Here is a 24952-nt window from a genome sequence, read left to right as displayed (position 1 = left end):
CCTGCGATTCCCGTCCCCATCGGCGATCTTCGTCCACATTCGCGAATCGCGTCCACCTTCGCGATTTCCGTGCACCTCGGCGAATTTCGTCCACCTTCGTGCACGCCTGGCGACGACGCCTCATCGAGGCTGCGCGGACTCCTGCTCCAGTAGGCGCGCCAGGTCAGCGGCCTCCATGTCGCCTCGCACGAGCACGACGCTGCCGCCGCCCGCCAGGACGCCGGCGAGAAGCTCCGGCGACGGCGAGGCCAGGAAGTGCCGGCCGGCGTCGGTGAGTGGCGTCGTGAGGTCGGCGTACGACGTCTGACGCTCGTCGCCGGCGCCCGTCACCACGGTCAGCGCGGCGGCCGTCGGCGCCGGGACATCGAACGGGGTGAACACGTCGCCGAAGGTGCTGAGCTCCTGCGCCTCATCGATCGCATCGGTTGGCAGGGGAGCGGACGATCGACGCGCAAGCATCGCGAGCGTGACGACGACGATGTCGATGTCGACCTCGTCCGCAGGGTTCGAGGTGACGAGCACGTCGGCCTCCCGCACGATGGGGGCAGACGGCAGGGCGCCATCGTCGTCGTCGGCATCGACGAAGACGACCTGCGCTCCGAGCGACCACACGGCGAGGCACCAATAGGCCGTGCGCCAGTGAGCAGCAGGCAGGTGCACGACGACGCTCGAGGACGCGTCGACGTCGAGCTCCTCGCTCAAGAGGTTGGCGGCCTTGCTCACCCAGTTCGTCAGCACCTTGGCCGACAACTCGATGCGTTCACCCTGCGTGGGGCCGGGCGTGCGTTCGTAGAACGTCACCCGTGGTGCCGTCTGATCCGTCGCGACGAGGTGTTCGAGCACCTGCCACGGGGTGCGGGTCGTCATCAGGACACCACCGCGTCGAGGCGTTCCTCGACGGCGTCGCGCTCGTCGGCCGTCAGCGGGGCGTTGAGGCAGTAGGCGAGGTCGTCGATCATCTGCTGGTTGCTGCGGGTGCCGATCGCGAGGGAGTCGACGAACTGGTGCGACAAGCTGTAGGCGACGCACAGGTCGGCGACGTTGGCGCGTCCCAGTTCGTGTGCAAGAAGCACGAGCTGACGGTTGAGTTCGCTCGGGTCGAACACGGTGCCGCCGGCGAACGTCGCGTGCGTCGTGACGACGACGTCGCGCCCTCCGAGCAGCTCTCCCGCCGCGCGCAGTTGCCGGTCGGCGACACCGAGCGGGAACTGCACGTAGCCGAGCCCGGTGAGGTCGAGGGCGCGTTCGAGTTCTTCGAGCGATTCGACGTTGACGCCGATGCGGCCGACCTCGCCGCTGTCCTGGTAGTCGCGCAGGCGGTGCCAGCCGGCGCCGTCGGCGTCGTGCGCCTCGTCGACGTTCGCCATGAGCACGGCGGACGCCCGACGCCGGCCGAGTTCGGCGAATGAGCGTTCGAGCTGGGCCTCGATGACGGCGGCCGCGAGCCGCGGGTCGTTGGTGCGCATCTCGCGCAGGCGGGAGATGAAGTGCAGCCGCTGTGTCAGCTGCGGCTCGCCGCACTTGTGGAGGATCTCCTCGGCGTTGTGGTCGCCTCGACCAACCTCGACGTGGTTGACGCCGCGGTTGACGGCCGTCGCGAGCATCGCGCGGATCTCCGCGGCCGACGGCGCGTTGGGGCCGGCGAACGCCTGGCCGCCGAGGATCATGACGGACTGATCGAGTTCGCTGTCGTCGCGGCGCGGCACGCTGGGACCGGCGGTGAAGGCGGGCCCGCCGATCTCTGCGATGAGGTCCGTCCATGGGACGGCGACGGGGTCGGCCTTGTCGGCGAACAGGCGGCACACCCGGTCGTAGTCGGAGAGGACATCGACGGTGCAGCGGAAGCGCTCGGGGTCGCCGGGGTTCGCTGCGGGGACGAAGTCGAGGGTCTTGACGTTGCGGCGCAACCACGGGGTCACGTGCTCGCGGTCGTACGGGTCGCTCGTCGATGCGGCGGCGCGCCGCAGATCGCGTACGCGGAAGACCTCGCATCCGAGCCCCTCGGGCATGTGTGAGACGTCGTTGCGGCCGTATTCGTAACCGCCCGCATCCATGGCCTCGACGAGTTCGTCGATGAGGCTCGAGTCGCCGACGGGGTTGTCGCCGGTCAGGCGGACGACGCGGTCGTCGTCGTCCATGTCCTTCGTCGCCTCGACGAAGCGGCCGAGCACGTCGTCGAGTGAGCCACGCATCGCAGGGATGTCGACGCGGGCGAGGTGGTCGAAGATGCGGGTGTCGTACTGCTCCTCACTGGTGGCGACGACGACCTCGTGGCCATCACGCGAGGCCCGGCGCGCGACGAGCTCGATCAGCGGCATCCCGCCGATCGTCATGAGCGCCTTGCCGGGCAGCCGGCTCGAGTTCAGGCGGGATTGGATGACGACGCGGGTGCGGGTCACGGTGAGCCTCCGGAGCTGCTGGGACGGTGCTGTTCGAAACAGTGCCGATTCGACGAGGGTGCGTTCGCCAGCCTAGCGAGCCAGGCTGACAAGAGCCTCCGCCACGCGGGCGCGACCCCGACCGTCGAGCAACTCCTGAGCCCGTGCGGCCCGCTCGACGCGCACGTCGCGGTCGGTGAACGCCTCGCGCAGCGCGCTCACGGCCGCGGCGCGCGCGTCATCGTCGCGTCGCAGCATCTCGAGGTCGCCGAGCCCGAGCGCCAGATCTGCATCGGCCACCATGTCGTAACCCGGGCGCTGGTTGTCGATGACGCAGACGACGCCGAGCGGGACACCGAGGCACATGAGTTCCCACACGGACGACCCGCTCGCGGTCACGACGAGGTCGCAGGCCGCGGCGCGCGCGGCGAGGTCGCTCACCGGTCCGCTCGCACGCAGTTCGACACCGGGGGGTGCATCCGCGGCGAGGGGGGCGACCCACGTCGGGTCAGGCGTGACGACGGTGATGTCGGCGGCCAGGCCGCTGCATGCCTGCAGTACGAGAGGTGTGACGACGGGCGCCGCGCCGCACGGGTCGGTGCCGCCGAACACCTCGAGCACGCGCAGCGGGCGCTGCTCCTCGTCGGCGACGTCCTCGACGGCGACGTCACCGACGGGGCGGCGCAGCGCGAGCACGTCGTCACGAAAGAGGGTGTAGTCCGCCCCTGCGAGGGCGAGCTGTCCCGCGCCGACGGCACGAGGCGTCGCACCGGGATTCTGGTCGACGTAGAGGTCGGCGTCTTGATCAGCCGAGAACGGCCCGTCCACCATCGCCATGACGACGACGCCGGCTCGCCGCAGCCACACGCCCCAGCGCGGACCCAGGTCGTAGCGATCCAGGACGCACCACCGCGCGTCGAGATCGAGCACGAGCGCGACGAGGTCGTCGGGGTCGGTGGGGCAGGGGTGCACGAGAACGCCGGCCTCGGCGTAGGCCGACGCCACCCATGCCACATCGAGATCGCCCGCGAGGTGCACCTCGATGCCTCGTCCGCGCAACTCCTGCGCGAGCGCAAGCAATCGCATCGCGTGCCCGACGCCGATGGTCGGTGTGGCATCGGCGCGCAGCACGACGCGACGGGTGGGGGAGGAAGGCGTCGTCGCGGCGGGCTCGCCGGGCCACGCAGCGGGAGACGGGGAACGAGAAGCGTCCATGCGTCGATGCTCTCACCCCGCCTGCACGGTCGGGGGGCGCCTACGGCCCGGGTGCTAGCCTTGACCCGATATCGAGCAGAACGGTGAGGCGCCACGTCGCGTGGTGTTTGCTCCGGCGTCACCGACGTACGACATGATTTGGGAGCCCGCGTGAGCATTCTTGACGGTTCGTCCATCCTGGTCACCGGTGGTACCGGTTCCTTCGGCAAGGCCTTCATCACGAAGCTGCTCGCCGAGCACAACCCCAAGCGCGTCGTCATCTACTCGCGCGACGAACTGAAGCAGTGGGAGTGCCGCGCGCTGTTCAAGGACGACCCGCGCCTGCGCTGGTTCATCGGTGACATCCGTGACCTCGACCGTCTCAAGCGCGCCATGCACGGCGTCGACTACGTCGTGCACGCCGCGGCGCTCAAGCAGGTCGACACGGCCGAGTACAACCCGTACGAGTTCGTCAAGACGAACGTCATCGGTTCGCAGAACGTCATCGAGGCGTGCATCGACGCGGGCGTCAAGAAGGTCGTCGCACTGTCGACCGACAAGGCCTCTAGCCCGATCAACCTCTACGGCGCGACGAAGCTGACGGCCGACAAGCTGTTCATCCTCGGCAACCACTACGCCGCCGCCTACCCGACGCGCTTCGCCGTCGTGCGCTACGGCAACGTCATGGGCTCGCGCGGCTCGATCATCCCGAAGTTCAAGGCGATGCACGAGGCCGGCGAGTCGCTGCCGATCACCGATCTGCGCTGCACCCGCTTCTTCATCACCCTCGACGACGCCGTGCAGATGGTGCTCGACACCTTCGACCTCATGCAGGGCGGCGAGTTGCTCGTGCCGCGCATCCCGTCGATGAAGGTCACCGACCTCGCGCAGGCCATCGCCCCCGGCGCGCAGATGCACGACGTCGGCCTGCGCCCCGGCGAGAAGCTGCACGAGGAGATGATCTCCCCGGAGGAGGGCCGCCGCGCGGTGATCGTCAAGGACGGCAAGTACTTCGTCCTGCAGCCCGACTTCGCGACGTGGGGCTACGAGCCGCCGAAGGACGGCAAGCCCGTCGAGGACGGCTTCCACTACTCCTCGGGCGACAACGACCAGTGGTACACGATCGAGCAGCTGCAGCAGATGCTCGCCTCGGGCATCTGAGGGCGCGCGGATGCTGCCCTACGGCCGTCAGTCCATCAACGACGCCGACATCGCCGCCGTGCAGGAGGTGCTGTCGGGTGACTGGCTGACCACCGGCCCGTACGTCGAGTCGTTCGAGAAGCAGATCGGCGAACTGGCCGGCGTCGCCGAGCCGGCGGTCTCCGTCACCTCCGGCACGGCTGCGCTGCACGTCGCGTACGCCGCGGCCGAGGTCGGCCCGGGCGACGAGGTCATCACGACCCCGCTGACGTTCCTCGCAACGGCGACGACGGCGGCGCTGCTGGGCGCCAAGATCGTCTTCGCCGACATCAGCGAGGACACGGGCAACCTCGACCCCGAGGCCGCCGCCGCCGAGGTCACCGCCTCGACGAAGGTGATCGCGGGCGTCGACTACGGCGGCCACCCCGTCGACGCCCCCGCGCTGTCGAAGGTCGCGAAGGATGCGGGCGCGTACCTGCTCGAGGACGCGGCGCACTCCGTCGGCGGCTCCCTGAACGGTGTGCCGGTCGGTTCCCTCGCGGACATCACGACGTTCTCCTTCTTCCCGACGAAGAACCTCACGACGGGTGAGGGCGGCGCCGTCGTCGCGAAGGACGCCGACGTCCTCGAGCGCGCGCGCCGGTTCAAGGGCATCGGCATGGTGCGCGAGGCCGACCAGCTGCGTCATCCCGACGAGGGCGCGTGGTGGTACGAGATGCCCGAACTGGGCCTCAACTACCGGCTCAACGACCTGCAGGCCGCGCTCGGCTCGAGCCAGCTGACGCGACTGGAGCAGTTCAAGACGCGCCGTCAGGAGCTGACGGACCGCTACAACGAGGGTCTCGCGGGCATCGAGCAGCTGACGTTGCCCGGCCACCGCGCGGGCGCAGAACCGGTCTGGCACCTCTATCCGCTGCGCATCACCGACGGCCGACGCCGCGAGCTGTTCGACCATCTGCGTGCGCAGGGCATCGGTGTGCAGGTCAACTACATCCCGGTCTACTGGCAGCCGTACTTCGCCGATCTCGGCTACAAGCGCGGCATGTGCCCGAGGGCCGAGGCCTACTACGAGCAGGAAATCAGTCTGCCGATGTTTCCCGACCTCGCCGACTCGGACGTCGATCGGGTCATCGAGATCATTCGGACGTTCTGCGGGGCGTGAGCTCACCGCTTTTCGAGCGGAGCACGAACGGGCGAAGGGCCTACCGAACCAGCGTTCGGTGGGCCCTTCGTCATGCCGCGGCGACGGGAGGCCTACAACGCTTCGGCCATCTCGGCGTCCTCGCCCGTGCCCTCTGCTTCCTCCATCGGCGTCAGCCCCTCGACGTGTTCGCCCACCGGCTCCTGACGCACGACGAGCATGCCGTACCACCCGCGTCCGATCGTGAGGCGACGATCGCCCACGACGGTCGTGACGGGGTCACCGGCCAGGTAGGTGTACTCGTCGTAGTACCGCTTGAACTCGCTGAGGTCGGTCTTGTTCTCGTTGACCTCGTTGAAGCGCCAGAGGGGCTCCATGCGGCGCTCGAGCACCTGGACCACGGTGCGTTCGGCCACACCGGTGACGAGGTTGTCGGCCGGGTCGCCGTCGAGCAGTGCGGCGACGGGAATCTCGGCGTCACCGTCGGCCAGCCGGAACTCGATGAGCGGGCTCGGCGCCGGTCGGCGCACCTCGAGCGGGCGCTCCAGGTTGCCGACGGCCGGGATGACGCGCGCGACGCCACCGTCCAGTTCGACGCGCTCGATGACGGTGGGATGCGTGAGGCGCTGCAGCCCGAACCACCAGCCAATACCGCGCGGTTGCACCCACGTGCCGTCACTGATCTGACGGATGCCGGGGCACGCGTCGGTCGAGAAGCGCACCTGGCCGCGCCACAGCAGCCCCGTGAGACGCAGCTCGACCCACAGGATCGCCATCTTCCACTCGTCGCCGAGCTGACGCAGGACGCGCGAGTCGATGGTGAATGTGAGGTCGAGGCCCTTCGTCGTCTTCGTGACGGCGACGGGAACATCGGCGACGATGTCGAGGCCCCACTTCAACTGCGCGATGACGTCCGCGCGGTGCGCGAGCTGCGGGCGCAGCGTCGTCGACGCCGTGACGGTGAGCACCTGCTCGTCCCAGGTCGCGGACGTCGCGGACGTCTTCAGCTTGCGGGCCTTGAACGGACTCTGCGGCTTACGCCGGCTGACGACGGCGCCGAGGGCGGTCGGGATCACCTGCGGGCGGGGATGACGCGCGAGTTTCTTGCCGAACGTCTTCGTGTCGCCCGACAAGCGCCACGTCGCGAGGTTGGCCACCATCGGCAGATCCCCGGCGAGCAGGCTCTCGTGGACCAGGCGGGCGAGGCGCGTCGTCTCGTACCCGATGCCCGGCTGCAGGCGGTGCGCCAGCTCGAGCGCCATCTTCTCCAGGTCGGGGCGATCCTCGGCGGGCACGCTGACCATCGACTCGGACAGTGCGACGAGGTCGATGTGGATGAAGTACGCGTGGACGCGTTCGCGCACCTCCTTCGAGGCGTCGTGGTCGTCGAGGACGTCGAGCACCATCATGGCCGAGAGGAAACGGTCGAGCGCGTTGTCGGCGCGGGCGGCCTGCTGGGTGATCGAGTCACCGGATTCGCGGTCGCGCCAGAAGTAAACGTGGTCGCTGAAGACATCGACGGCGGGGGCCTCGAGATAGGCGCGCAGCGTCACCATGTAGTCCTCGTACCGGATGGCCGGGAACTCGTAGCCACCCGCGTCCCAGAACGAGCGACGGTAGACCTTGTTCCAGATCATGCGGTCGCGCATGAGCACGGGCGTCTCGTCGATCGTCGTGGCGATCTTCGTCTTGCCGAACGGCTGACGGTGCGTCCACGACTGGTAGACGCCCTTAGCCGAGGAGAAGCGGTAGGCGTTGCCTGCGGCAAACGACGACCCGGTCTCCTCGAGGGAATCGACCATGAGGGTGTAGGCGCGCGGCGCGACGAGGTCGTCGCTGTCAACGAACGTCAGGTATTTGCCCTGCGCGTGAGCGGTTCCCGTGTTGCGTGCCGGGCCGAGGCCCTGGTTCTCCTGACGCACGAGACGGAAGCGCGGATCCATGTCGACGTAGCGCTGAGCCACCTCGATCGAGCCGTCCTTGCTGCCGTCGTCGACCATGACGACCTCGATGTCGTCGAGCAGCTGGGTGCGAATGGACTCGAGGCAGTCACCGATGTACGCCTCGACGTTGTAGAACGGGACGACCACCGAGAGCAGGGGGGTGGTGAAGGTGTCCAAGATGATCTCCGGTTTCGGTTCGAGCACTCAGGCCGGGCGGTGGACGAGGAAGGCGCTCGCGTCGTCGGCGCGACGCACCTCGACGTCACGACCTGCGATCGGCGCGCGCACCCCGTCGCACGCGAGCAGCAGCGGCATCGTCGTGACGCCGTCGGTGACGCTGAGGCGGCGGGAGGCGACGTTCGTCACCGGGTTGTCCGCAGGATCGGCCGCGACGAGTTCCGCGAGCGGCACGTTCGCCACGCCGTCGATGATCGGGTAGGTGCGCTGCGTCGTCGGCCACGGCTGTTCGACGACGAGCTCGCCCTGCTGGCGGTTCACGTGGACGTGGAGGGTCTCGCCGTCGAGGACGAGGTCGGTGACGAGATCGGCGTCGCGCTTGCGTTCGATGCCGTAGCGCCCACCGCGGTTGAGGCCCTGCAGACGGTAGCCCGCGCGGTGGAAGCCCCCCAGCAGGTCGCTCGGGGCGACGACGTGACCCTCGAAGTGCACCGGGCCCGCCTCGACCGCGAGCGTGACCGGATTGAACCCGCCGTGCCGCGCCACGGTGAGGGGCTCGATCTCGAGGTCGCAGATGAGGCCCTCGGAGGTGATTGCCGTGATGACCTTCATCTCCTTCTCACCGATCTTCGCGGTGACCGTCGCGCGACGCTTGAGGCGCTCGTCGAGCTTGATGCGGATGCGGTGGGTGATGAGTTCGTCGCCAAAGTCGGCCTCGACCAGCGTGGCGGTGCGCGGGCGGGGGGAGCTCACCTGCTCGGCCATCGTGGTCGCGCGCCTGACGAGCGCCTTGGGGGCGCGCCTGGCGCGATCCAGCGTGGAACGCTGCGGCGACGACGCCTGGCGCGCCGTCGCGAGAGAACGAAGCAGTTCGATGTCGTTCTCGCGAGCCGCGCGGTAGGCCTTCTGCAGGTCGGGTGCGGCCAGGACGATGCGTGCCGGGTCGATGCGCTGGGCGAGCTCGTGCGCGAGGGCTTCGATGGTGGGCTGGTCGTCGGCGTGACCGCTCGTCATCGAACCCATGACCTCGCGCAGGTCGACGTCGACGAGGTGGGAGTGGACGAGTTCGCGCAGCTCGGGCGAGCCGGAGGCGTCGACGGTGTCGAGCACCATGATCGCGGCGCGCACTCGGTCCTGGACGTTGTCGAGGGCCTTGCCCTGACCGGAGATCGACTGGCCGACGGGGCGTTCGCGCCACACGTACACGGGGTCGCTCAGCGTGTCGACGGCCGTCGCCTCGAGGTGGGCGCGCATGGAGACCGGGAAGTCCTCGAACTTCATCTCGGGCCAGGCGTAGCCGCCCTCCTCCCAGAACGAGCGGCGCCACATCTTGTTCCACGCCATGCGGTCACGCATGAGCAGCGGCACCTCGCGGATCGAGGTGCGCATGCGTCGCTGCGCGAAGGGCTCGCTGTGGGCCCAGGAGGGCTCGACCGGGCGCGTCAGGGGCAGACGCCACACGTGGGCCGCCGCGAAGTCCGAGCCGGATGCCTCCAAGGAGGTGACGAACTGTTCGAACGCTCGCGGCGCCAGCAGGTCGTCACTGTCGAGGAAGATGAGGTAGTCGCCGTGCGAGTGCGCCGTCCCCGTGTTTCGCGCTGCGCCGAGCCCCTGGTTCTCCTGGGTGACGATGCGCAGACGCTCGTCCCGGCTCGCCCAGCGCTCGGCGACGGCGCGTGAGCCGTCGGGGGAGCCGTCGTCGACGAGGATGCACTCGAAGTTCGGATAGGTCTGGGCTGTGATGCTGGCAAGGCAGCCGTCGAGGAACTCCTCGACGTTGTAGAACGGGACGATCGCGCTGACCAGCGGACCCATCCGACCTCCTCGGATCGATGCGAGACGTACTGGATCAGGAGTCTAGTCGAGCGTTCCGCCCGGATTCCCGGGCCGGGTGTGACGGCGCCGGGCCGGCACCTGCCGGCTGGTATCCTTCGGACGTTCGTTACCCCTAGGTGCGGGAGGTCCTCGCGTGGATCACACCAATCACTGGTATGGGCACGCGCACATCCTGGCCGAGTACTGCGGCCTCGATCCTGCGTCCCCGCCCCCCATCCGCGGGGTGATCCAGCATGGCTGGAACTTCGCGCACGGCCTCGGGTACGGCCACGTCAACGACCACAGTTTCACCAAGCTGGTGTGGAACGACCGCAACCGACGCCGCGGTCAGGTCATCGGCTGGCGCGACTTCGCCGTCATCGGTGCGCCGTACCTCTACCTCATGGATTTGAAGAAGGACGAGCCGGCGCCCGAGCGCGAGGGCACCATCTTCTATCCCTTCCACGGCACCAACGACTACGAGTCGGTCATGGGCAGCCACGACAAGCTCATCGAGCAGGTCAAGGCCGTCGAGGACGGCCCCGTCACCGCCTGTCTCTACTACGTCGAGTACGACGACCCGGAGATCCGCAAGCACTACGAGGACTCCGGTTTTCGCGTCATCACCCACGGCCGGCGCGGCAACCAGTGGAAGGGGACCGACCGCTTCTTCCTCTTCCGTCAGCTCGAGGAGCAAAAGAAACACAAGCGTGTCATCTCCAATCGACTGACGACGGCCGTCTTCTACGGTGCCGCCGCCGGGTGCGAGCCTGCCGTGTACGGAGACCCGATGGAATTCGTCGGCGTGAAGGCCGGCTTCAACGGCGCGGGGTTGCTCGAGGCCCTCTACCCGGAGATGTTCGGCGAGCACCTCGACATCGAGCACGCCCTCGAGACGTCACGGGCCGAGCTCGGCACCGACCACCTCATGTCCCCGGATGAACTCCGCTACACCCTCGGATGGGATGAACCATGGCTCGAATCGTCGAACTGAAGCAGTACGACAACGTCCTGCTCGGCCGGGGCGTCATGCAGAACTGGGTCGACCTCGACGTCGACGGCCCGTCGTGGCGCCCGCTCGTCGCGGATCTCGTGCCGCAGGCGCGTGGCCGCGTCCTCGTCGTCGGCCCGATGGAGCTCGGCCTGCTTGAGCGCATCGCCGGTGAGGCCGAGAAGCTCACGGTCGTCGTGCGCGCCGCTCAGGATGCCGGCACCATCGCGACGCTCCTGCCGGGCACGGAGATCTTCGCCGGCGATCTGCCGCAGGTCATCGCGGCGGGCGAGTCGTACGACACCGTCCTCATGGTCGACGACTTCTCGCGCGTTCTCTCCGCAGAGGCGCCCGACCGCACGTGGCACGAGATGGCGATGACCCTGCTCAACATCGCCGCGCCCGGTGCCACCGTCATGATGGCCCTCGAGAACGAGCGGGGCCTGCACCGCACGTCCGGCCAGATCGACACGTACGCGGCCAACTTCGACCGCGACTGGACGCCGTTCCGCACGTGGGACGCCACCCGCCCGCGCACGCTCGCCCAGCTGCAGCGGTGGATCAAGGGGACGGGGCGTCAGGCGTCGGCCTGGGGTCTCTACCCCTCGTGGGTGCGGGTCGATGCCCTCACGCAGGTCACCTCGACATCGCCGGCGCTGCGCGACGCCGCGGCGGCGTACGCCCTGCGCGGCTACGCCTCGCCGCTGCCGGTGCGCTCCGCCGCCCTCGCCGACGTCATGGACGAGGTCGCCGCAGGGTGGATCGTCGCGTTCGACGTGCCGTCCCAACCCGTGCTGCGCACGGCGAGCGAGCACGGTGAGGTGCGCGTCTGGGACGCCTCGGGCGAGGCCCTTCGCGACGCGGACGGTACCGAACGTCGCCTGCCGCCGGCGGGCCGCACGATGCTCATGGAGCTCATCGAGATGGCGGCGGACTCCGACACGCCGTCGATGCGCGCGATCCTCAAGCAGTGGTACGCGGCTCTGCTCGCCGTGGCCGAAGACGGCCAGGTGCCGGCCTCGCACGCGGACGCCCGGCTGCGCAACGTCTACCTCGACGGCGAGGACGTCGTCTTCCTCGAGCCGGCCGCCGCGCCGGCTCCGCTCGAGGACGTCGTGTGGCGCGCGCTGAGCGACTACCTGTCGACCCTGCAGGTTCACGGCCTCAAGCACCCCTGGCCGACCGCGATGAACCGCATGACGCGTCTTGCCGCCCTCGGCGCAATGGCGGGCGCCCCGCGACCCGACGACCTCGCGAAGTGGGTGACGACGGTGCGTGACGAGGGTCAGACCCGCGAAGAACTGCTCGCCGTCGTCAAGCGTCAGCAGGACGAGCTGAAGAGCGTCTGGGCGCGCTGGAAGTGGGACGAGAAGGACTACGCCGCGTTCGTCGCGAAGTCCAACGTCAAGAAGACGGTGCGCTACGCCAAGCGGCACGGCAAGGCTCTGCCGAAGGTCGCGAGCAAGCGGATCGTTACAACGGGTAAGAAGACGGTCAAGAAGGGCCTGTCCCGCTGAACATCCGATGAATCCCCGGTGCCGGCGAGGGCGAAGCCCTGGCCGGCACCCGCGTTTGCCGACACACTGGGGCGGTCCAGCGTTCGTCACCAGGGAAGATGTCGCCATGCTCGGGATGCCCGAATCCATCACCACGTGTCTCTTCGACCTCGACGGGGTGCTCACCGACACCGCGAGTGTGCACCGCGCCGCCTGGAAGACGACCTTCGACGCCTACCTCGCCGAACACCATCCCGACCAGACGCCGTTCGATGCCGAGCGCGACTACCTCGACCACGTCGACGGCAAGCCCCGCGAGGCCGGGGTGCGCGACTTCCTCGCCTCGCGTGGCCTCACCCTGCCTGACGGCTCCCGCTGCGACGCTCCGGGCACGCAGACGGTGTGGGGCATCGGCAACCTCAAGAACGAGGCCGTCATCGAGACGATCCGCCGCGACGGCGTCACGGTCTACGACGGCTCGCGGCGCTACCTCGAGGCGGCGCGAGAAGCGGGGCTGCACCGCATCGTCGTCAGTTCGAGTGCCAACACCGCCACCGTGCTCGACGTCACCGGGCTCGCCGAGTTCATCGAGGGGCGCATCGACGGCGTGACCCTCGCCGAGCAGCACATCGCGGGCAAGCCGGCTCCCGATTCGTTCCTTGCGGGCGCGAAGCTCGCAGGAGCCCGCCCGAATCAGGCCGCCGTGTTCGAGGACGCCCTGTCCGGTGTCGAGGCCGGCCGAGCCGGGTCGTTCGGGTACGTCATCGGGGTCGACCGCGTCGGCCAGGGTGACGCACTGCTCGCCCACGGCGCCGACGTCGTCGTCACGGACCTGGGCGAACTCGTCGAGGACGCGCGATGACGCGCGGGGCGCGCCTGCTCGTCGAACCGTGGCAGGTACGCGAGATGGGCCTGCGCGAGGACGACCTCGCCGAGTCCGAGAGCCTGTTCGCGCTGTCGAACGGGCACATCGGCGTGCGCGGCAACCTCGAGGAGGGAGACCCGGCCGGGTTACCCGGCACCTACCTCAACTCGTTCTTCGAAGAACGACCGTTGCCGTACGCGGAGGCCGGCTACGGCTACCCGGAGGTGGGGCAGACGATCGTCAACGTCACCGACGGCAAGATCATCCGTCTGCTCGTCGACGACGAACCCTTCGACATGCGGTATGGCACGATCATCTCCCACGAGCGCACCCTCGACCTGCGCGCGGGCGTGCTGCGCCGTGAGGTCGTGTGGCGCTCGCCCACGAACCGCACCGTCAAGGTCACCTCGACCCGCCTCGTGAGCTTCACCCAGCGGGCCGTCCTCGCGATCGACTACACCGTCGAAGCCGTCGACGCACCCGTGCGCATCGTCATCCAGAGCGAGCTCGTCGCGAACGAGGAACTGCCCCAGACGTCGAAAGATCCGCGCGTCGCGGCGGCCCTGCACGACGTGCTCGTGCCCGAGTGCCACAGCAGCAACGGTGCCCGCTCACTGCTCATGCACGCCACGCGCACAAGCGGGCTGCGCATGGCGGTCGCATGCGACCACGTCCTGCACGGAGAGGCCAGCCTGCACACGTACGCCGAACCGGATTGGTCGCGCACGACGATCGGCACGAGCCTTGCGCCCGGTCAGCGTCTCGGCGTGACGAAGTTCGTCGCCTACGGCTGGTCGTCGCGCCGCAGTTGGGCGTCACTGCGCGATCAGGTCGACGGCTCGCTCTCGACCGCCCTGCACACCGGCTGGGAGACCCTCGTCGACGAGCAGCGCACGTACCTGGAAGAGTTCTGGCGCGGCGCCGACGTCGAGATCGACGGTGACCCGGCGGTACAGCAGGCCGTCCGGTTCGGGCTGTGGCACGTCCTGCAGGCCGGGGCCCGCGCCGAGGGGCGCGCGATACCCGCGAAGGGCCTGACGGGGCCCGGGTACGACGGTCACTCTTTCTGGGACACCGAGGCCTTCGTCCTGCCGGTGCTCAGCGCGACGGCGCCCGAGGCGGCCCGTGACGCGCTCATGTGGCGCCGCGACTGCCTCGACCTGGCGCGTGAGCGTGCGACGACGCTCAAGCTCGAGGGCGCGGCGTTCCCGTGGCGCACGATCCGCGGCCAGGAGTGCTCGGGATACTGGCCGGCGGGCACGGCCGCGATGCACATCAACGCCGACATCGCCCTCGCCGCGATGCGTCACGCCTGGTGGTCGGCGGACACGACGTTCGAACGGGAGATCGCGTTGCCGCTGCTCGTCGAGACGGCACGTCTGTGGATGTCGCTCGGCTATCACGGTGACGACGGGTGCTTCCACATCAGCGGAGTGACCGGGCCTGACGAGTACAGCGCCATCGTCCACGACAACACGTACACGAACCTGGCGGCGGCTCGTAACCTGCGCTACGCGGCGGACGTCGCCGAACGCCATGAGGACGCGGCCGAAGCCCTCGGCGTCGTCGACGACGACCTCGCACGCTGGCGTGACGCGGCGGAGCGGATGGCGGTGCACCACGACGCTGAGCGCGGGGTCCACCAGCAGTTCGCCGGGTCGACGGATCGAGAAGTGTGGGATTTTGCCGAGAGCGCCGAGTCCGACGCCTACCCGCTGCTCATGAACTACACGTACTTCGATCTGTACCGCAAGCAGGTCATCAAGCAGGCCGACCTCGTCCTCGCACTGCACTGGATGGGGGACAGCTTCTCGAAGGAGGAGAAGGCGCGCGCGTTCGACCACGACGAGCGCCTGACCGTGCGCGACTCGTCGCTGTCGGCGTGCACGCAGTCCGTCGTCGCGGCAGAGGTGGGGCATCTCGACCTCGCCTACGCCTACCTGCTCGAGGCCTCGCTCATGGATCTGCGCGACCTCGAGCACAACACGCGCGACGGTGTGCACGTCGCCTCCCTCGCCGGCGGATGGCTCGCCCTCGTGTGCGGTTTCGGTGGCATGCGCGACCACGACGGTGTGCTGAGCTTCGACCCGGCGCTACCGCAGGCCATCCGCTCGCTGCGGTTCGCGGTGCGCTGGCGCGGGTGGCAGGTGCACGTCGCGATCACCCGCGACCATGTCACCTACACGCTGGAGGACGACGTCGATGGGCGCGACGGGCACGTCGACCTCGTCCACGCGGGGGAGACGTTCACGCTCACGACGACGGAACCCGTCAGCCGACCGTCGCAGGAGCGCATCCCCCTGACCCCGACGCCCCAGCAGCCCGCCGGCCGGGAACCCATCACCTCGGGGTGAATCGGCGCGTGCCGCGGTGCGTCGGGCTCAGACGAGATCCCAGGACATGGGGGTGCCCTTGGGAGCGTCCTGAGTGAAGGTGCGACCCGCGAGCGTGTCGAAGGTGTCGGTGGGCAGGCCGTTCGCGGGGCGGATGGAGCGCACGTTCTGCGCCGTCACGACGTCGCCGGCCTTGACGTCCTCGACGACGTAGAGGCTGCGGCGGAAGCGCAGGCCCTCCTTCTCCTGGGCGCGGGCGCCGATGCGCGGCTCGCCGAGGCACTGCCACGCGATCTTCGTCTGCGTGACGAGCTGGTTCAGCTCCTCCGGTTCGGAGGAGAATGCCGAGTCGACGCCGCCGTCCTCGCGGTTCAGCGTCACGTGCTTCTCGACGAGAACCGCGCCGAGCGCGACGGACGCGACGGCCGCGCCGATGCCCATCGTGTGGTCGGAGTAGCCGATGAGCGTGCCGAGGGCGTCGCGCATGACGGGGATGCCGCGCAGGTTCGACTCGCTCGGGTCGGCCGGGTAGTTGGCGGTGCAGGCGAGCACGATGACCTGCTCGTTGCCCGTGCTGCGCGCCGCCTCGACGGCCGCGTTGATCTCACCCAGCGAGGCCATCCCCGTCGAGATGATGATCGGCTTGCCCTTGCTTGCCGCATACCGGATGAGCGGCAGGTCGACGATCTCGCTGCTCGCGATCTTGTACGCGGGCACGTCCAGGTTCTCGAGGTAGTCGACGGCCGTCGGATCGAAGGGGGAGGAGAAGGCGTGGATGCCGAGCTCCTTCGCGAGCGCGAAGATCGGCTCGTGCCACTCCCACGGGGTGTGCGCCTCCGTGTAGAGGTCGTAGAGGTAGCGATCGCCCCACAGCTCGTGCCCGCCGGAGATCTTGAACTCGTCGGTGCGCACGTCGATCGTGATCGTGTCGGCCGTGTACGTCTGCAGCTTGATGGCGTGCGCGCCCTGTGCTGCGGCCATGCGGACGATGTCGAGCGCGGTCTCGAGGCTGCCGTTGTGGTTGCCCGACATCTCCGCGATGATGTACGGCTCGGCGCCTGGGCCGACCTCGACGTCACCGATGCGGATGTTCTGGTTCGGGTTCTGCGTCATGATGTCGGCTCCTGGCGGTCGGTGCGGGGGCGCTCGCGGCGCACGTGGATGACGGCGACGTTCTCGCCGCCGATCTCTCGGTTCTGCGTCTCCAGCTCGGTGAAGCCGTTGCGCTTGTTGAACCGGCGCACGCCCTCGTTGATCTCGAGCACCTCGGCGTCGAGAGAGTCCAGACCGAGTTCGGCGTCGGCGTACTTGACGGCCTCGCGCTGGATCTGGATCCACGCCGGCAGCAGCTCACCGCGCGCGGTGAGGCCGTCGTTGTCGAGGTAGTAACCCCACCACGACGTCTTCGCGTCGACGTCGAGGTCGAAGAAGGTGACGACGCCCGACGGCACGCCACCGCGTTCGTAGATGAGCACGTGACGCGACGGGTTGTCCTTCGTGTTCGCCCACCACGCGGCATGCTCGTCAGCGCTGATGACGTGCTGCGTCAGCGACACGGCTCGCACCTCGTCATGGTTGCGCCAGGTGCGCACGTTCTCCTGGTCGGCGTCGGTGGCGGGACGAAGCATCGTCGATCTCCCTCGAATACGGCTGGGCCGGGTGCCGAAACGCACGAAATGGCGCAGACAGCCGGAATGTCTAGACTACCCCGTAAGGAAACAGGCCACGGCAGGCATGCTGCGCCCCCAGCGGCGCGCAGAGTGAGCGCCGGGCCGTCACAGCATCGAGCAAAGGTGAAGTCATGAGCACGCTCAGCCGCGATCAGGTCCGCACGATGATGGGCGAGGTCCTCGCCGCCCAGGGCAAGGAACTGCCCGCCGACGACGGTGCGCGCCTCGACACCATCGGCTTCCGCTCGCTCGACTTCTCCGAACTGGCCCTGCAGGTCGAGGACGAGCTCGACACCGAACTCAACTTCGACGCGCCCGGCCTGCGCTCCATCGAGACCGTCGGAGACGTCCTCGACTTCATCGACGAGCTTCAGAAGGCCGAATGACGGGGGTGCTCGACTCGCGTCCTGCGGGCGCGGGCAACCGCGTCGTCGTCGGCGAGTTCGACGGCACGTGGGCTGAGTTGGCGCAGGCGCCGTACGGCGCATCGTCCGACACACCGACGCTGCCGCCCGCCGCGGCCTGCCTGGTCTCGGGGCACCGCGCGGCGGCTCAGGCCGCCTGGAACGCAGCGCTCGACCCGGGCCGCGAGACGCTCATCGCGACCGCGTCGCGCATCGGGGACGAGCAGGCGGCGCAGCTGCGTGACGGGGGGCTGACGCTCGTGCGCGACAGCGCCGGCGGCGTCACGCTCGAGGCCGCGACGGCGCCGCGCGAGCCCGAGGCGGGCCGCATCTGGTTGCTGACGTCCGGTTCGACCGGGCGTCCGAAGCAGGTGGCACACACCCTGGAGTCGTTGACGACCGTCGGGGGGCAGCAGCCTGCGCGCACCTGGTTGTGCCCCTACACCCCGGGCGCCTACGCCTGGTGGCAGGTCGTCACCCTCTCGCTCACGATGCCCGGGCAGGACGTCGTCTTCGTCGAACCCTCGCAGCTCGACGAGTGGCCGCAGCAGGCGCTCGCGGCGGGCGTGACGGCGGCATCCGGCACGCCGACGTTCTGGCGTCAAGCGCTGTGGCGCAACGGTGACGTGCTCGCCCAGCTGAAGCTCGAACAGATCACGCTCGGCGGCGAACCCGTCGACCAGGGCATCCTCGACCGACTGCGTGAGGTCTTCCCCGACGCACGTATCTCATGGATCTACGCGAGCTCCGAGGCCGGTGCGGCGATCGCCGTCCACGACGGGCTCGCCGGATTCCCCGAGACCTGGCTGGAGCGCGAGGTCGCCGGGCGCCCGCGCCTGAGCGTCGAGGACGGTGAGCTGCTCATCGCCTCGCCGAAGGCCGCCGAGGGCATGGACGCCGTCATCCACACCGGCGACCACGTCGAGATCGCCGAAGGACGCGTCGTCATCACCGGCCGCATCGCGAGCGACGAGATCAACGTCGGCGGGTCGAAGGCGTCCGCGGGCGCCGTGCGGGCAGTGCTGCTCGAGCACCCCGACGTCGCCTGGGCCGCCGTGCGCGGGCGCAAGGCGCCGCTCGTCGGCAACGTCGTCGCAGCGGACGTCGTCCTGCGCGACGGCCTCGCCAAGGGTGACCCCGGTGCGCCCGACCAGGCTGCGCTGCAGGCGTGGTGCGCCGAGCGACTGCCCGAATACGCGGTGCCACGCCGCGTCAAGTACCTGAGTGAGATCCCGATCAAAGAGAGCCTGAAGAGCGATGTCTGAGACCACGAACGAGCCGAACGTCATCCCCGCAGCCTCCTGCGTCCTCATCTCCGGAGGCTCGCGCGGCCTCGGCCTCGCGTTCGTCGAGGAGGTGCTCGCGAACGGCGCGAAGGTCGCGGCGTTCGCCCGCACCGTCACGCCCGAACTGCAGCAGCTCATGGACGCCAACCCGGAGCGCGTGTACGTCGGCTCGGTCGACATCACGGATTCGAAGGCCGTCACGTCGTTCATCAAGGACGCCGCGAAGGTGCTCGGCCCGATCGACGCGCTCGTCAACAACGCGGCGATCGGTCAGGACTCGCTGCACCTGCACACGACGCCGGAGCGCATCGAGGACATCATCTCGACCAACCTGACGGCGACGCTGCTCGTCACGCGCGCGTTCATGCGTCACGCGATGGCGAAGGTCGGCAAGGGCCGCATCGTCAACGTGACGAGCGTCTGCGCGCAGCGCGGTTACGCCGGCCTCGTCGCGTACTCGGCGACGAAGGGTGGCCTCGACGCCGCGACGCGCTCGCTCGCGCGGGAGATGCACGGGCGATTCCTCGTCAACTCGATCGCGCCCGGCTTCTTCGCGTCGGAGATGAGCTCCGTGCTCGGCACCGAGCAGCTGTCGACGATCACCCGCCGGACGCCGACGAACCGTCTCGTCGAGCCGGAGAACATCACGCCGACGCTGCGCATGCTGCTGTTCGAAGACACGAACATCAACGGCATGGTGCTGACGATCGACGGCGGCGGCTCGATCTGAGCGACCCCACGACGCGGCCATCGGCCTCGAACACCTCACCCGCATGTGTGGTGCTCGAGGCCGCCGTGCGTGACGGCGACGTCGTGCGCGCCGCCGACGTCAACGCGACGACGTTTCCCGACGCCGCGCGCAGCTACCTCGCCGACGGCACCGGGCTCGCCTGGCACGTGCCCGAGCGGCTCCGGGAGGGCGCGCGTTTCGTCATCGACGCCGAGATCGTCGCGCCGGTGCGGGCGTCCTTGGTGCGGCGGTTCGGGGTGGACGACCCGGTCGAGTTCGCCGGGGCCTGGACGCGCGCCGAAGCGTTGGCCAAGCTCGCCGACGTCCCGATCATCACGTGGCTCTCGCGCCATGGGCTCGCCGTGCCGGCCGACGTGCTGGAGGATGCCGCGGTGGGTCGGGTGGCGTGGCGCATGGAGGTTCGAGGTGACGTCGTCATGACGCGCGCGGCGGCGTTGAGCGGCGCAAAACTCCGAGATTCCGGGGTTGTCGGCGGCGCACTCTAGCCTGGCAGCAGAGTCGAGGTGCGGTGAGCGCCACGGTTTCTCACGACGGAGGAAAGACATGACGATGACACAACCGGGTGCGGAACCGGGCTCGTCCGAGGGCAGGGCGCTGCCGAGGGTCGGCGTCGTCCTCATGACGATGGGCAACCGCCCCGACGATCTGCGGGCGGCGCTTGACTCGCTCATCGCCCAGCGCGACGTCGAACTCGACGTCGTGCTGCTCGGCAACGGGTGGGATCCGGCCGAGAACCCGTGGCCGTTCCCCGATGTCGTGCGCCCCCTGTACTCGCCGGAGAACCTCGGCATCCCGGGCGGGCGTAACGTCGGGGCAGCCAAGGCGCGCGGCGACTACCTCTTCTTCTTCGACGACGACGCGACCCTGCCGAACGATCACGTCCTCGCCGACATGGTGCGTGAGATGGAACGCGACCCGAAGAACGCCGTCATCGGCCCGCTGGGACAGGATCCGACGGGAAAGCCGACGCCGCGGCGATGGATTCCGCGCCTGCGTGTCGAAGGCGGCGGCAAGCCCGGGCCCGCGACGTGGTTCCTCGAAGGCATCCACCTGTCCCGGCGGACCGCATTCGAGGAAGTCGGCGGCTGGCCAGGGGAGTTCTTCTACGGCCACGAGGGCATCGACCTCGCCTGGCGCCTCATCGACGCCGGCTGGGTCATCCAGTACGTCCCGAGCATCACCGTCCATCACCCCGCGACGAGCCCCGCGCGCCACGCCGTGTACTACCGGATGAACGCGCGCAACCGGGTGTGGGTCGCCAAGCGAAACCTACCGGCGCCGCTGGTGCCCCTCTACCTCGGCAACTGGGCCGCCATCACGGTGCTGCGCGTCAAGGACAAGGACGCACTCAAGACCTGGTTCGGCGGTTTCGTCGAGGGTGTGCGGACCGACGCGGGGGAGCGGCGCGTCATGTCGTGGTCGACCGTCGCACGGCTGACGCGTCTCGGCCGGCCCCCGGTGCTGTGATGGGGGCCGCAACCTCGCTGCGTCGAAGGCTCGCTCGTTCGAGCGGCCGCCCAGCGTCGCTCGACGCGCAGGGCACGCGGGGCATCCACGTCGCCATCACCGGGGTGAAGAACCGCAGTCACCTCGTCTACATCGCCTCCTACGTGCGCACCCTCGTCGACGGGGTCACGCCGATCCGCGTCTCGTTCATCGCCGCGCCCGCGTTCCTCTCCTCCGACGCCGTCACCGTCGACGACGCGCGCGAGCTGCTGCCTCAGGGCGGGAGCGTCACCGTCGAAGACGGGATGCCCGGATGGCGATTCGACGACGCGGCCCGCTGCCTCTACGTCGCCGTGGGCGCGCCGGGGCTCAAGGCCGTCGCCCGGCTGCGACGAGCCAACCCGACGCGGCGCATCGAGGTCGTCGTCACGGACGAGGGCATCGGCTCCTACGCTTCGCGTGACTCGCGGCGGGCGGCGCTGGAGCGTCACGGCACCCCGGCGGCGAAGGCCGCAGCGCGCACGCTCGTCACCGCGGCCATCGCGCGCGCCTGCACGACGCTGCGGTGGCCGACGTTCCGTTCGGTCGGATCATCGTGGGAGGTGTTGCCGGCCGTCGCCGCCGAGTTCGGACGCGAGCTGGGCGACGCGCGCCCCGGCAGCGACGCGAGCGCCGTCATCCTCACCCAGCCGGTCGTCGACCTCGGCTGGTGCTCGCCGGAGGCCTACCTCGCGTACGTGCGACGCCTCGCGGACGCCGCGGCCGCGGCCGGGCTGCGACCGCTCGTGCGTCCGCACCCCGCCGAAGATCGCGCCCGGTACGCGGAGTTCGACATCATGCTCTCGCGGGGCACCGCCGAGCTCGACCCGGACGTCGTGCGTGCGAGCCTGGCGCTCGGCGGGCCGAGCACGGCCCTCATCAACCTGTCGGCCATGGTCGGCATGCCCGTCGTGTGGGTGAGTGAGCCGAGCGTGGCGCACCTCGACACCGACGTCTCGCCCGAGCAAGCCGGGATCTTCGAGGCGTTCCTCGGTGAGCGGGTTCCACTCGACGAGGTGGAGCGCGAGGTGAGTGCTGTGGTCTCCCGCGGCCTCGAGGAGCGTGGGTCTGATGGACGTCGCTGACGCGGCCGAGGGGGCCGGCGGGGGCGACACAGTCCACGGGGCCGACGGGGCGGGCGCGCCCGGCGCCATGTCGGCCGACCTGTTCGAGGTGTGGGAACCCGGCCGGCCGGTGCCGCTAGCGCAGATCCTCGGGGCCCTGCGCCGCGGCGTGGGCGACCCGAGCATGGTCATCGGCGAACGGCAGTTGTGGTGGGCCGTGACGACGCCCCTCGGGCCGGCGTTGACGTGGTGGCGCTCGATGCCCGTGCGTGGCGGTACACCCGTAGCGACGCCCGGAGCCGCACGAGCGGATAGGCCGGGCCTCGGTGGGATGGCGGGGTGTGAGCCGCGAACCGCCGCCATGCCCGATGGCAGCGCGCGCGCCGAGCGTCCCGACCGCGTCGAGCTGCGGGCCTACGGCCCGGGTGCGGCGTGGTTCCAGGGTCGGGTGCCTCGCATCCTGGGCGGTGACGACGACCCGTCCGGGTTCGTGGCCCGTCACGACCGGGTGACGGCGGCACTGCGCCAGCCGCACCATCGTCACTGGCGCGCCCCGCGCACGGGGCTCGTCATCACCTCGCTCGTGCCGAGCATCCTCGAGCAGAAGGTCACCGGCAAGCAGGCGTTCGGCGGGTTTCGGGTGCTCGTACGCCGCTACGGCACGCCCATCCCGACGCCCGCGGAGGTCGTGCGCGCAGCCGGCCCGCAGGCGCATGCCGTCGCCCGCATGCACGCCGCGCCGGACGCACGGGGGTGGCGACGCATCCCGTCCTGGGCGTGGTTGCAGGCCGGCGTCGAGCCACCGCAGTCGCGCACGATCATGCGAGCGCTCGACCACGCCGACGCGCTCGAGCGGACGGCGGACCTGCCGCACGCCGAGGCCCACGCTCGCCTGCGGTCCGTGCCCGGGCTCGGAGTGTGGACGAGTGCCAAGGTCGCGCAGACGGCCTGGGGTGACGCCGATGCGCCGACGTTCAGGGATTACCACGTCGCGAAGCAGATCGGGCACGCGCTGATCGGCCAGGACACCGATGACGCCGGCATGGCGCGCCTGCTGGAGCCATACCGTGGGCACCGGTTTCGCGCCGAGCGCCTCATCCTCGCCGGCGGCCCGCCGCGCCCACGCCGCGGCGCACGCATGACCCTGCCGTCGCACCTGCCGACGCGCACCTGGTGAAACGCATCCGCCGCGGGGGAGCTGACTACGACAACAGGGCAGCGTCACCCAGGACGACGGCGCGCAGCCGGGCGGCGGCGTCGACGTCACCCGCGAGGGCGGCCCGCATGGGCGCTCGCGTCACGGTGAGTGACGACGGGTAGCGCGTCGGCGCCTCGGCGTCGTCGATGACGAGGGCGTCGACGAAGTCGGCGTACAGGTGGGCGAGGGTTGCTGATGACGCAGTCGCCCCGGTGAGTCGCCAGCTCGCGGCGTCGACGCCGGCGGGGCGGTGCCCGTCGAGGCCGATGGGGCTGAGCGCCACGACGCGCGCCGACGTGCCGCGCAGAGCGTCGCGGATCCCGCGCACCGCGAGGAATCCGGCCATGTCGAGGATCGGCGACATCGGCGGCAGGACGACGACGTCGGCGCTGCGCACGGCGTCGAGCACGCCGGGCGCGGCGTCGGCGTGATCGACGCCGGCGACGACGAACCCCTCGGGCTCGCGGCGGTCGGTGTCCTCGATCCAGCGCAGCGCGTGACGGCTGACCTGCCCACCGTCGCCGTCGGGTTCGAGCACGTGCAGTTCGATGGGTTCTTCGGTGAGCGGCAGGACGGCAGCCGTCTCGCTCTGCGCGCCGCGGCACTGCGTCCACTGCTGCTGAGCTGCGGCGACGGCGCCGGTGCCCCGCGCGTGGCGATAGGTGCGGGCCACGGCCTGGGCGAGGGCCTCATCGTCGAGCCAGCCCCACGCGCCGGTCGGAATGAGACCGGCGTCCCGCAGAGAGACGACCGCTGTGCGCGTCCCCGGCACCGCATCGTCCGCACTTCGGCACACCGCGTCGAGGTTGGGGCAGAACCTGAGACCTGCGAGACTGATGTCATGCGACGTGTTGGTGACGTAGATCACATCGAGCAAAGGCGTGTTGGTGATGGACTCTCGCCCGAACAGCGCATCTAGTGCCGGGCGGGAGAGGGGACCACTAGATAGGACGCTCACATGCATTGTGTCAGTGTGACACGGGGGCGCAGCAGGGCCTCGACCACCCCCGCCGAGGGCTGATCGGGGTCACCCGTTCGGCTTGACTCACTCGAATGACACCGATGTAATAACACCGTTGGTTCTCGCCACCGCTTCGCTCTCGCTGCCACCTGCCCGCTGCGCACGACGCCCTTCGTCCGGGCGTCACCGTCGACCTTCTCGACGGCTCGCCATCGGCGGATCATCGGCTGGATCGTCGCGTCACCAGGGGGTTGTCACCGCTCGGTGATATGGCCGCCGCGAGCGGCGGATCACGATGACCACACGACCGACGTGCCGATGATCGGGACGTACCGCAGAGCCCGGCCCACCCGCCGCGACCGCCGACCACGAAAGGACGGACATGCAGGAATTCATGCAGTTGATCAGCCTGCACGACGCCCTGGACGACACGGAAGAGCTGTCGTGGCAGGAGCGCGCCCTGTGCGCGCAGACCGACCCCGAGGCCTTCTTCCCCGAGAAGGGCGGCTCGACCCGTGAGGCGAAGCGCGTCTGCGTCGGGTGCGAGGTGCGCTCCGAATGCCTCGAGTACGCCCTCGAGAACGACGAGCGATTCGGCATCTGGGGCGGGCTGTCCGAGCGCGAACGCCGCAAGCTGAAGAAGCGCGCGGTCTGAGCGAA

The 24952-nt window shown here is 69.7% G+C and carries 22 protein-coding genes; 14 read left to right on the top strand and 8 right to left on the bottom strand.

The annotated features are described in order from the left end of the window. Window positions 1-120: 120 nt before the first annotated feature. The 3 genes from DYE07_RS13225 to DYE07_RS13215 form a co-directional block, all read right to left on the bottom strand. Window positions 121-867, bottom strand: coding sequence for a TIGR03089 family protein (locus DYE07_RS13225; RefSeq protein WP_115297251.1), 747 nt, complete (start codon window positions 865-867; stop codon window positions 121-123). Next, a complete protein-coding gene (locus tag DYE07_RS13220; RefSeq protein WP_074040658.1) occupies window positions 867-2399 on the bottom strand; it encodes an aldo/keto reductase in 1533 nt (510 codons plus the stop codon). The genes DYE07_RS13225 and DYE07_RS13220 overlap by 1 nt, the downstream gene beginning before the upstream one ends. A 72-nt stretch (window positions 2400-2471) precedes the next feature. Continuing rightward, window positions 2472-3593 (bottom strand): PseG/SpsG family protein, encoded by a 1122-nt coding sequence (locus DYE07_RS13215; protein WP_147286942.1) that lies wholly within the window; start codon window positions 3591-3593, stop codon window positions 2472-2474. Between the two features lie 150 nt (window positions 3594-3743). Between DYE07_RS13215 and pseB the strand changes: the two genes are divergently transcribed. After that, window positions 3744-4733 carry a UDP-N-acetylglucosamine 4,6-dehydratase (inverting) gene (pseB, locus tag DYE07_RS13210; RefSeq protein WP_062258232.1) on the top strand — a complete coding sequence of 330 codons (990 nt, stop codon included), beginning with the start codon at window positions 3744-3746 and terminating at the stop codon, window positions 4731-4733. Between the two features lie 10 nt (window positions 4734-4743). Beyond that, entirely contained in the window at window positions 4744-5874 is a 1131-nt protein-coding gene (locus DYE07_RS13205) for a DegT/DnrJ/EryC1/StrS family aminotransferase (protein ID WP_115297249.1), read from the top strand. 92 nt (window positions 5875-5966) lie between these two features. On the opposite strand, the gene DYE07_RS13200 is transcribed toward DYE07_RS13205, so the two are convergent. Beyond that, a complete protein-coding gene (locus DYE07_RS13200) occupies window positions 5967-7973 on the bottom strand; it encodes a glycosyltransferase family 2 protein (protein ID WP_172463027.1) in 2007 nt (668 codons plus the stop codon). 27 nt (window positions 7974-8000) lie between these two features. Continuing rightward, window positions 8001-9788, bottom strand: a complete 1788-nt coding sequence (locus DYE07_RS13195; RefSeq protein ID WP_062258241.1) for a glycosyltransferase family 2 protein — start codon at window positions 9786-9788, stop codon at window positions 8001-8003. 154 nt (window positions 9789-9942) lie between these two features. On the opposite strand from DYE07_RS13195, the gene DYE07_RS13190 reads away from it, so the two are divergent. The 4 genes from DYE07_RS13190 to DYE07_RS13175 all read left to right on the top strand — a co-directional run bounded on the left by DYE07_RS13190 (window position 9943) and on the right by DYE07_RS13175 (window position 15494). Continuing rightward, window positions 9943-10782, top strand: coding sequence for a hypothetical protein (locus tag DYE07_RS13190; RefSeq protein ID WP_062258244.1), 840 nt, complete (start codon window positions 9943-9945; stop codon window positions 10780-10782). Then, window positions 10761-12296 carry a hypothetical protein gene (locus DYE07_RS13185; protein WP_115297247.1) on the top strand — a complete coding sequence of 512 codons (1536 nt, stop codon included), beginning with the start codon at window positions 10761-10763 and terminating at the stop codon, window positions 12294-12296. Before DYE07_RS13190 ends, DYE07_RS13185 begins: the two co-directional genes overlap by 22 nt. 106 nt (window positions 12297-12402) lie before the next feature. After that, window positions 12403-13137: a beta-phosphoglucomutase family hydrolase gene (locus DYE07_RS13180; protein ID WP_115297246.1), complete on the top strand. Its 735-nt coding sequence runs from the start codon at window positions 12403-12405 to the stop codon at window positions 13135-13137. Further along, complete coding sequence (locus DYE07_RS13175; protein ID WP_115297245.1) at window positions 13134-15494, top strand: glycoside hydrolase family 65 protein; 2361 nt, start codon at window positions 13134-13136, stop codon at window positions 15492-15494. The genes DYE07_RS13180 and DYE07_RS13175 overlap by 4 nt, the downstream gene beginning before the upstream one ends. Before the next feature lie 27 nt (window positions 15495-15521). On the opposite strand, the gene pseI is transcribed toward DYE07_RS13175, so the two are convergent. Beyond that, window positions 15522-16586 carry a pseudaminic acid synthase gene (gene pseI / locus DYE07_RS13170; RefSeq protein WP_062258250.1) on the bottom strand — a complete coding sequence of 355 codons (1065 nt, stop codon included), beginning with the start codon at window positions 16584-16586 and terminating at the stop codon, window positions 15522-15524. Beyond that, the gene (locus tag DYE07_RS13165; RefSeq protein ID WP_006943601.1) at window positions 16583-17101 is read right to left on the bottom strand and encodes a GNAT family N-acetyltransferase; all 519 of its coding nucleotides are present in this window, start codon (window positions 17099-17101) and stop codon (window positions 16583-16585) included. Before DYE07_RS13165 ends, pseI begins: the two co-directional genes overlap by 4 nt. 173 nt (window positions 17102-17274) lie before the next feature. On the opposite strand from DYE07_RS13165, the gene DYE07_RS13160 reads away from it, so the two are divergent. Genes DYE07_RS13160 through DYE07_RS13130 form a run of 7 tightly spaced genes read left to right on the top strand, consistent with a single transcriptional unit; the run spans window position 17275 to window position 23310 of the window. After that, window positions 17275-17529, top strand: coding sequence for an acyl carrier protein (locus DYE07_RS13160; RefSeq protein WP_006943595.1), 255 nt, complete (start codon window positions 17275-17277; stop codon window positions 17527-17529). Next, a complete protein-coding gene (locus DYE07_RS13155) occupies window positions 17526-18812 on the top strand; it encodes an AMP-binding protein (protein ID WP_062258258.1) in 1287 nt (428 codons plus the stop codon). The genes DYE07_RS13160 and DYE07_RS13155 overlap by 4 nt, the downstream gene beginning before the upstream one ends. Beyond that, window positions 18805-19563, top strand: coding sequence for an SDR family NAD(P)-dependent oxidoreductase (locus tag DYE07_RS13150; protein WP_006943602.1), 759 nt, complete (start codon window positions 18805-18807; stop codon window positions 19561-19563). The genes DYE07_RS13155 and DYE07_RS13150 overlap by 8 nt, the downstream gene beginning before the upstream one ends. 47 nt (window positions 19564-19610) lie before the next feature. Further along, entirely contained in the window at window positions 19611-20069 is a 459-nt protein-coding gene (locus DYE07_RS13145) for a hypothetical protein (RefSeq protein WP_115297244.1), read from the top strand. 58 nt (window positions 20070-20127) lie between these two features. Beyond that, window positions 20128-21051, top strand: coding sequence for a glycosyltransferase family 2 protein (locus tag DYE07_RS13140; protein WP_115297243.1), 924 nt, complete (start codon window positions 20128-20130; stop codon window positions 21049-21051). Beyond that, a complete protein-coding gene (locus DYE07_RS13135; RefSeq protein ID WP_115297242.1) occupies window positions 21051-22154 on the top strand; it encodes a hypothetical protein in 1104 nt (367 codons plus the stop codon). Before DYE07_RS13140 ends, DYE07_RS13135 begins: the two co-directional genes overlap by 1 nt. Then, the gene (locus DYE07_RS13130) at window positions 22141-23310 is read left to right on the top strand and encodes a DNA-3-methyladenine glycosylase family protein (RefSeq protein ID WP_115297241.1); all 1170 of its coding nucleotides are present in this window, start codon (window positions 22141-22143) and stop codon (window positions 23308-23310) included. Before DYE07_RS13135 ends, DYE07_RS13130 begins: the two co-directional genes overlap by 14 nt. Window positions 23311-23335: 25 nt before the next feature. Here the strand turns inward: DYE07_RS13130 and DYE07_RS13125 are convergent, their stop codons facing one another. Continuing rightward, the gene (locus DYE07_RS13125; protein ID WP_062257254.1) at window positions 23336-24199 is read right to left on the bottom strand and encodes a 2-phospho-L-lactate transferase CofD family protein; all 864 of its coding nucleotides are present in this window, start codon (window positions 24197-24199) and stop codon (window positions 23336-23338) included. 487 nt (window positions 24200-24686) lie between these two features. On the opposite strand from DYE07_RS13125, the gene DYE07_RS13120 reads away from it, so the two are divergent. Next, window positions 24687-24947 (top strand): WhiB family transcriptional regulator, encoded by a 261-nt coding sequence (locus DYE07_RS13120; RefSeq protein WP_167539850.1) that lies wholly within the window; start codon window positions 24687-24689, stop codon window positions 24945-24947. The last annotated feature ends 5 nt before the right edge of the window (window positions 24948-24952 follow it).

The organism is Dermacoccus nishinomiyaensis (genome assembly GCF_900447535.1).
Lineage (GTDB): Bacteria > Actinomycetota > Actinomycetes > Actinomycetales > Dermatophilaceae > Dermacoccus > Dermacoccus nishinomiyaensis.
This window is presented reverse-complemented; position numbering and strand designations above follow the sequence as displayed.

Coding starts and splice junctions, on each gene's coding strand:
- DYE07_RS13215 (WP_147286942.1), bottom strand. CDS start 3,593: ATGGACGCTTCTCGTTCCCCGTCTCCCGCTGCGTGGCCCGGCGAGCCC.
- DYE07_RS13140 (WP_115297243.1), top strand. CDS start 20,128: ATGACGATGACACAACCGGGTGCGGAACCGGGCTCGTCCGAGGGCAGG.
- DYE07_RS13160 (WP_006943595.1), top strand. CDS start 17,275: ATGAGCACGCTCAGCCGCGATCAGGTCCGCACGATGATGGGCGAGGTC.
- DYE07_RS13155 (WP_062258258.1), top strand. CDS start 17,526: ATGACGGGGGTGCTCGACTCGCGTCCTGCGGGCGCGGGCAACCGCGTC.
- DYE07_RS13185 (WP_115297247.1), top strand. CDS start 10,761: ATGGCTCGAATCGTCGAACTGAAGCAGTACGACAACGTCCTGCTCGGC.
- DYE07_RS13205 (WP_115297249.1), top strand. CDS start 4,744: ATGCTGCCCTACGGCCGTCAGTCCATCAACGACGCCGACATCGCCGCC.
- DYE07_RS13165 (WP_006943601.1), bottom strand. CDS start 17,101: ATGCTTCGTCCCGCCACCGACGCCGACCAGGAGAACGTGCGCACCTGG.
- DYE07_RS13175 (WP_115297245.1), top strand. CDS start 13,134: ATGACGCGCGGGGCGCGCCTGCTCGTCGAACCGTGGCAGGTACGCGAG.
- DYE07_RS13150 (WP_006943602.1), top strand. CDS start 18,805: ATGTCTGAGACCACGAACGAGCCGAACGTCATCCCCGCAGCCTCCTGC.
- DYE07_RS13195 (WP_062258241.1), bottom strand. CDS start 9,788: ATGGGTCCGCTGGTCAGCGCGATCGTCCCGTTCTACAACGTCGAGGAG.
- DYE07_RS13180 (WP_115297246.1), top strand. CDS start 12,403: ATGCTCGGGATGCCCGAATCCATCACCACGTGTCTCTTCGACCTCGAC.
- DYE07_RS13120 (WP_167539850.1), top strand. CDS start 24,687: ATGCAGTTGATCAGCCTGCACGACGCCCTGGACGACACGGAAGAGCTG.
- DYE07_RS13225 (WP_115297251.1), bottom strand. CDS start 867: ATGACGACCCGCACCCCGTGGCAGGTGCTCGAACACCTCGTCGCGACG.
- DYE07_RS13130 (WP_115297241.1), top strand. CDS start 22,141: ATGGACGTCGCTGACGCGGCCGAGGGGGCCGGCGGGGGCGACACAGTC.
- pseI (WP_062258250.1), bottom strand. CDS start 16,586: ATGACGCAGAACCCGAACCAGAACATCCGCATCGGTGACGTCGAGGTC.
- DYE07_RS13135 (WP_115297242.1), top strand. CDS start 21,051: ATGGGGGCCGCAACCTCGCTGCGTCGAAGGCTCGCTCGTTCGAGCGGC.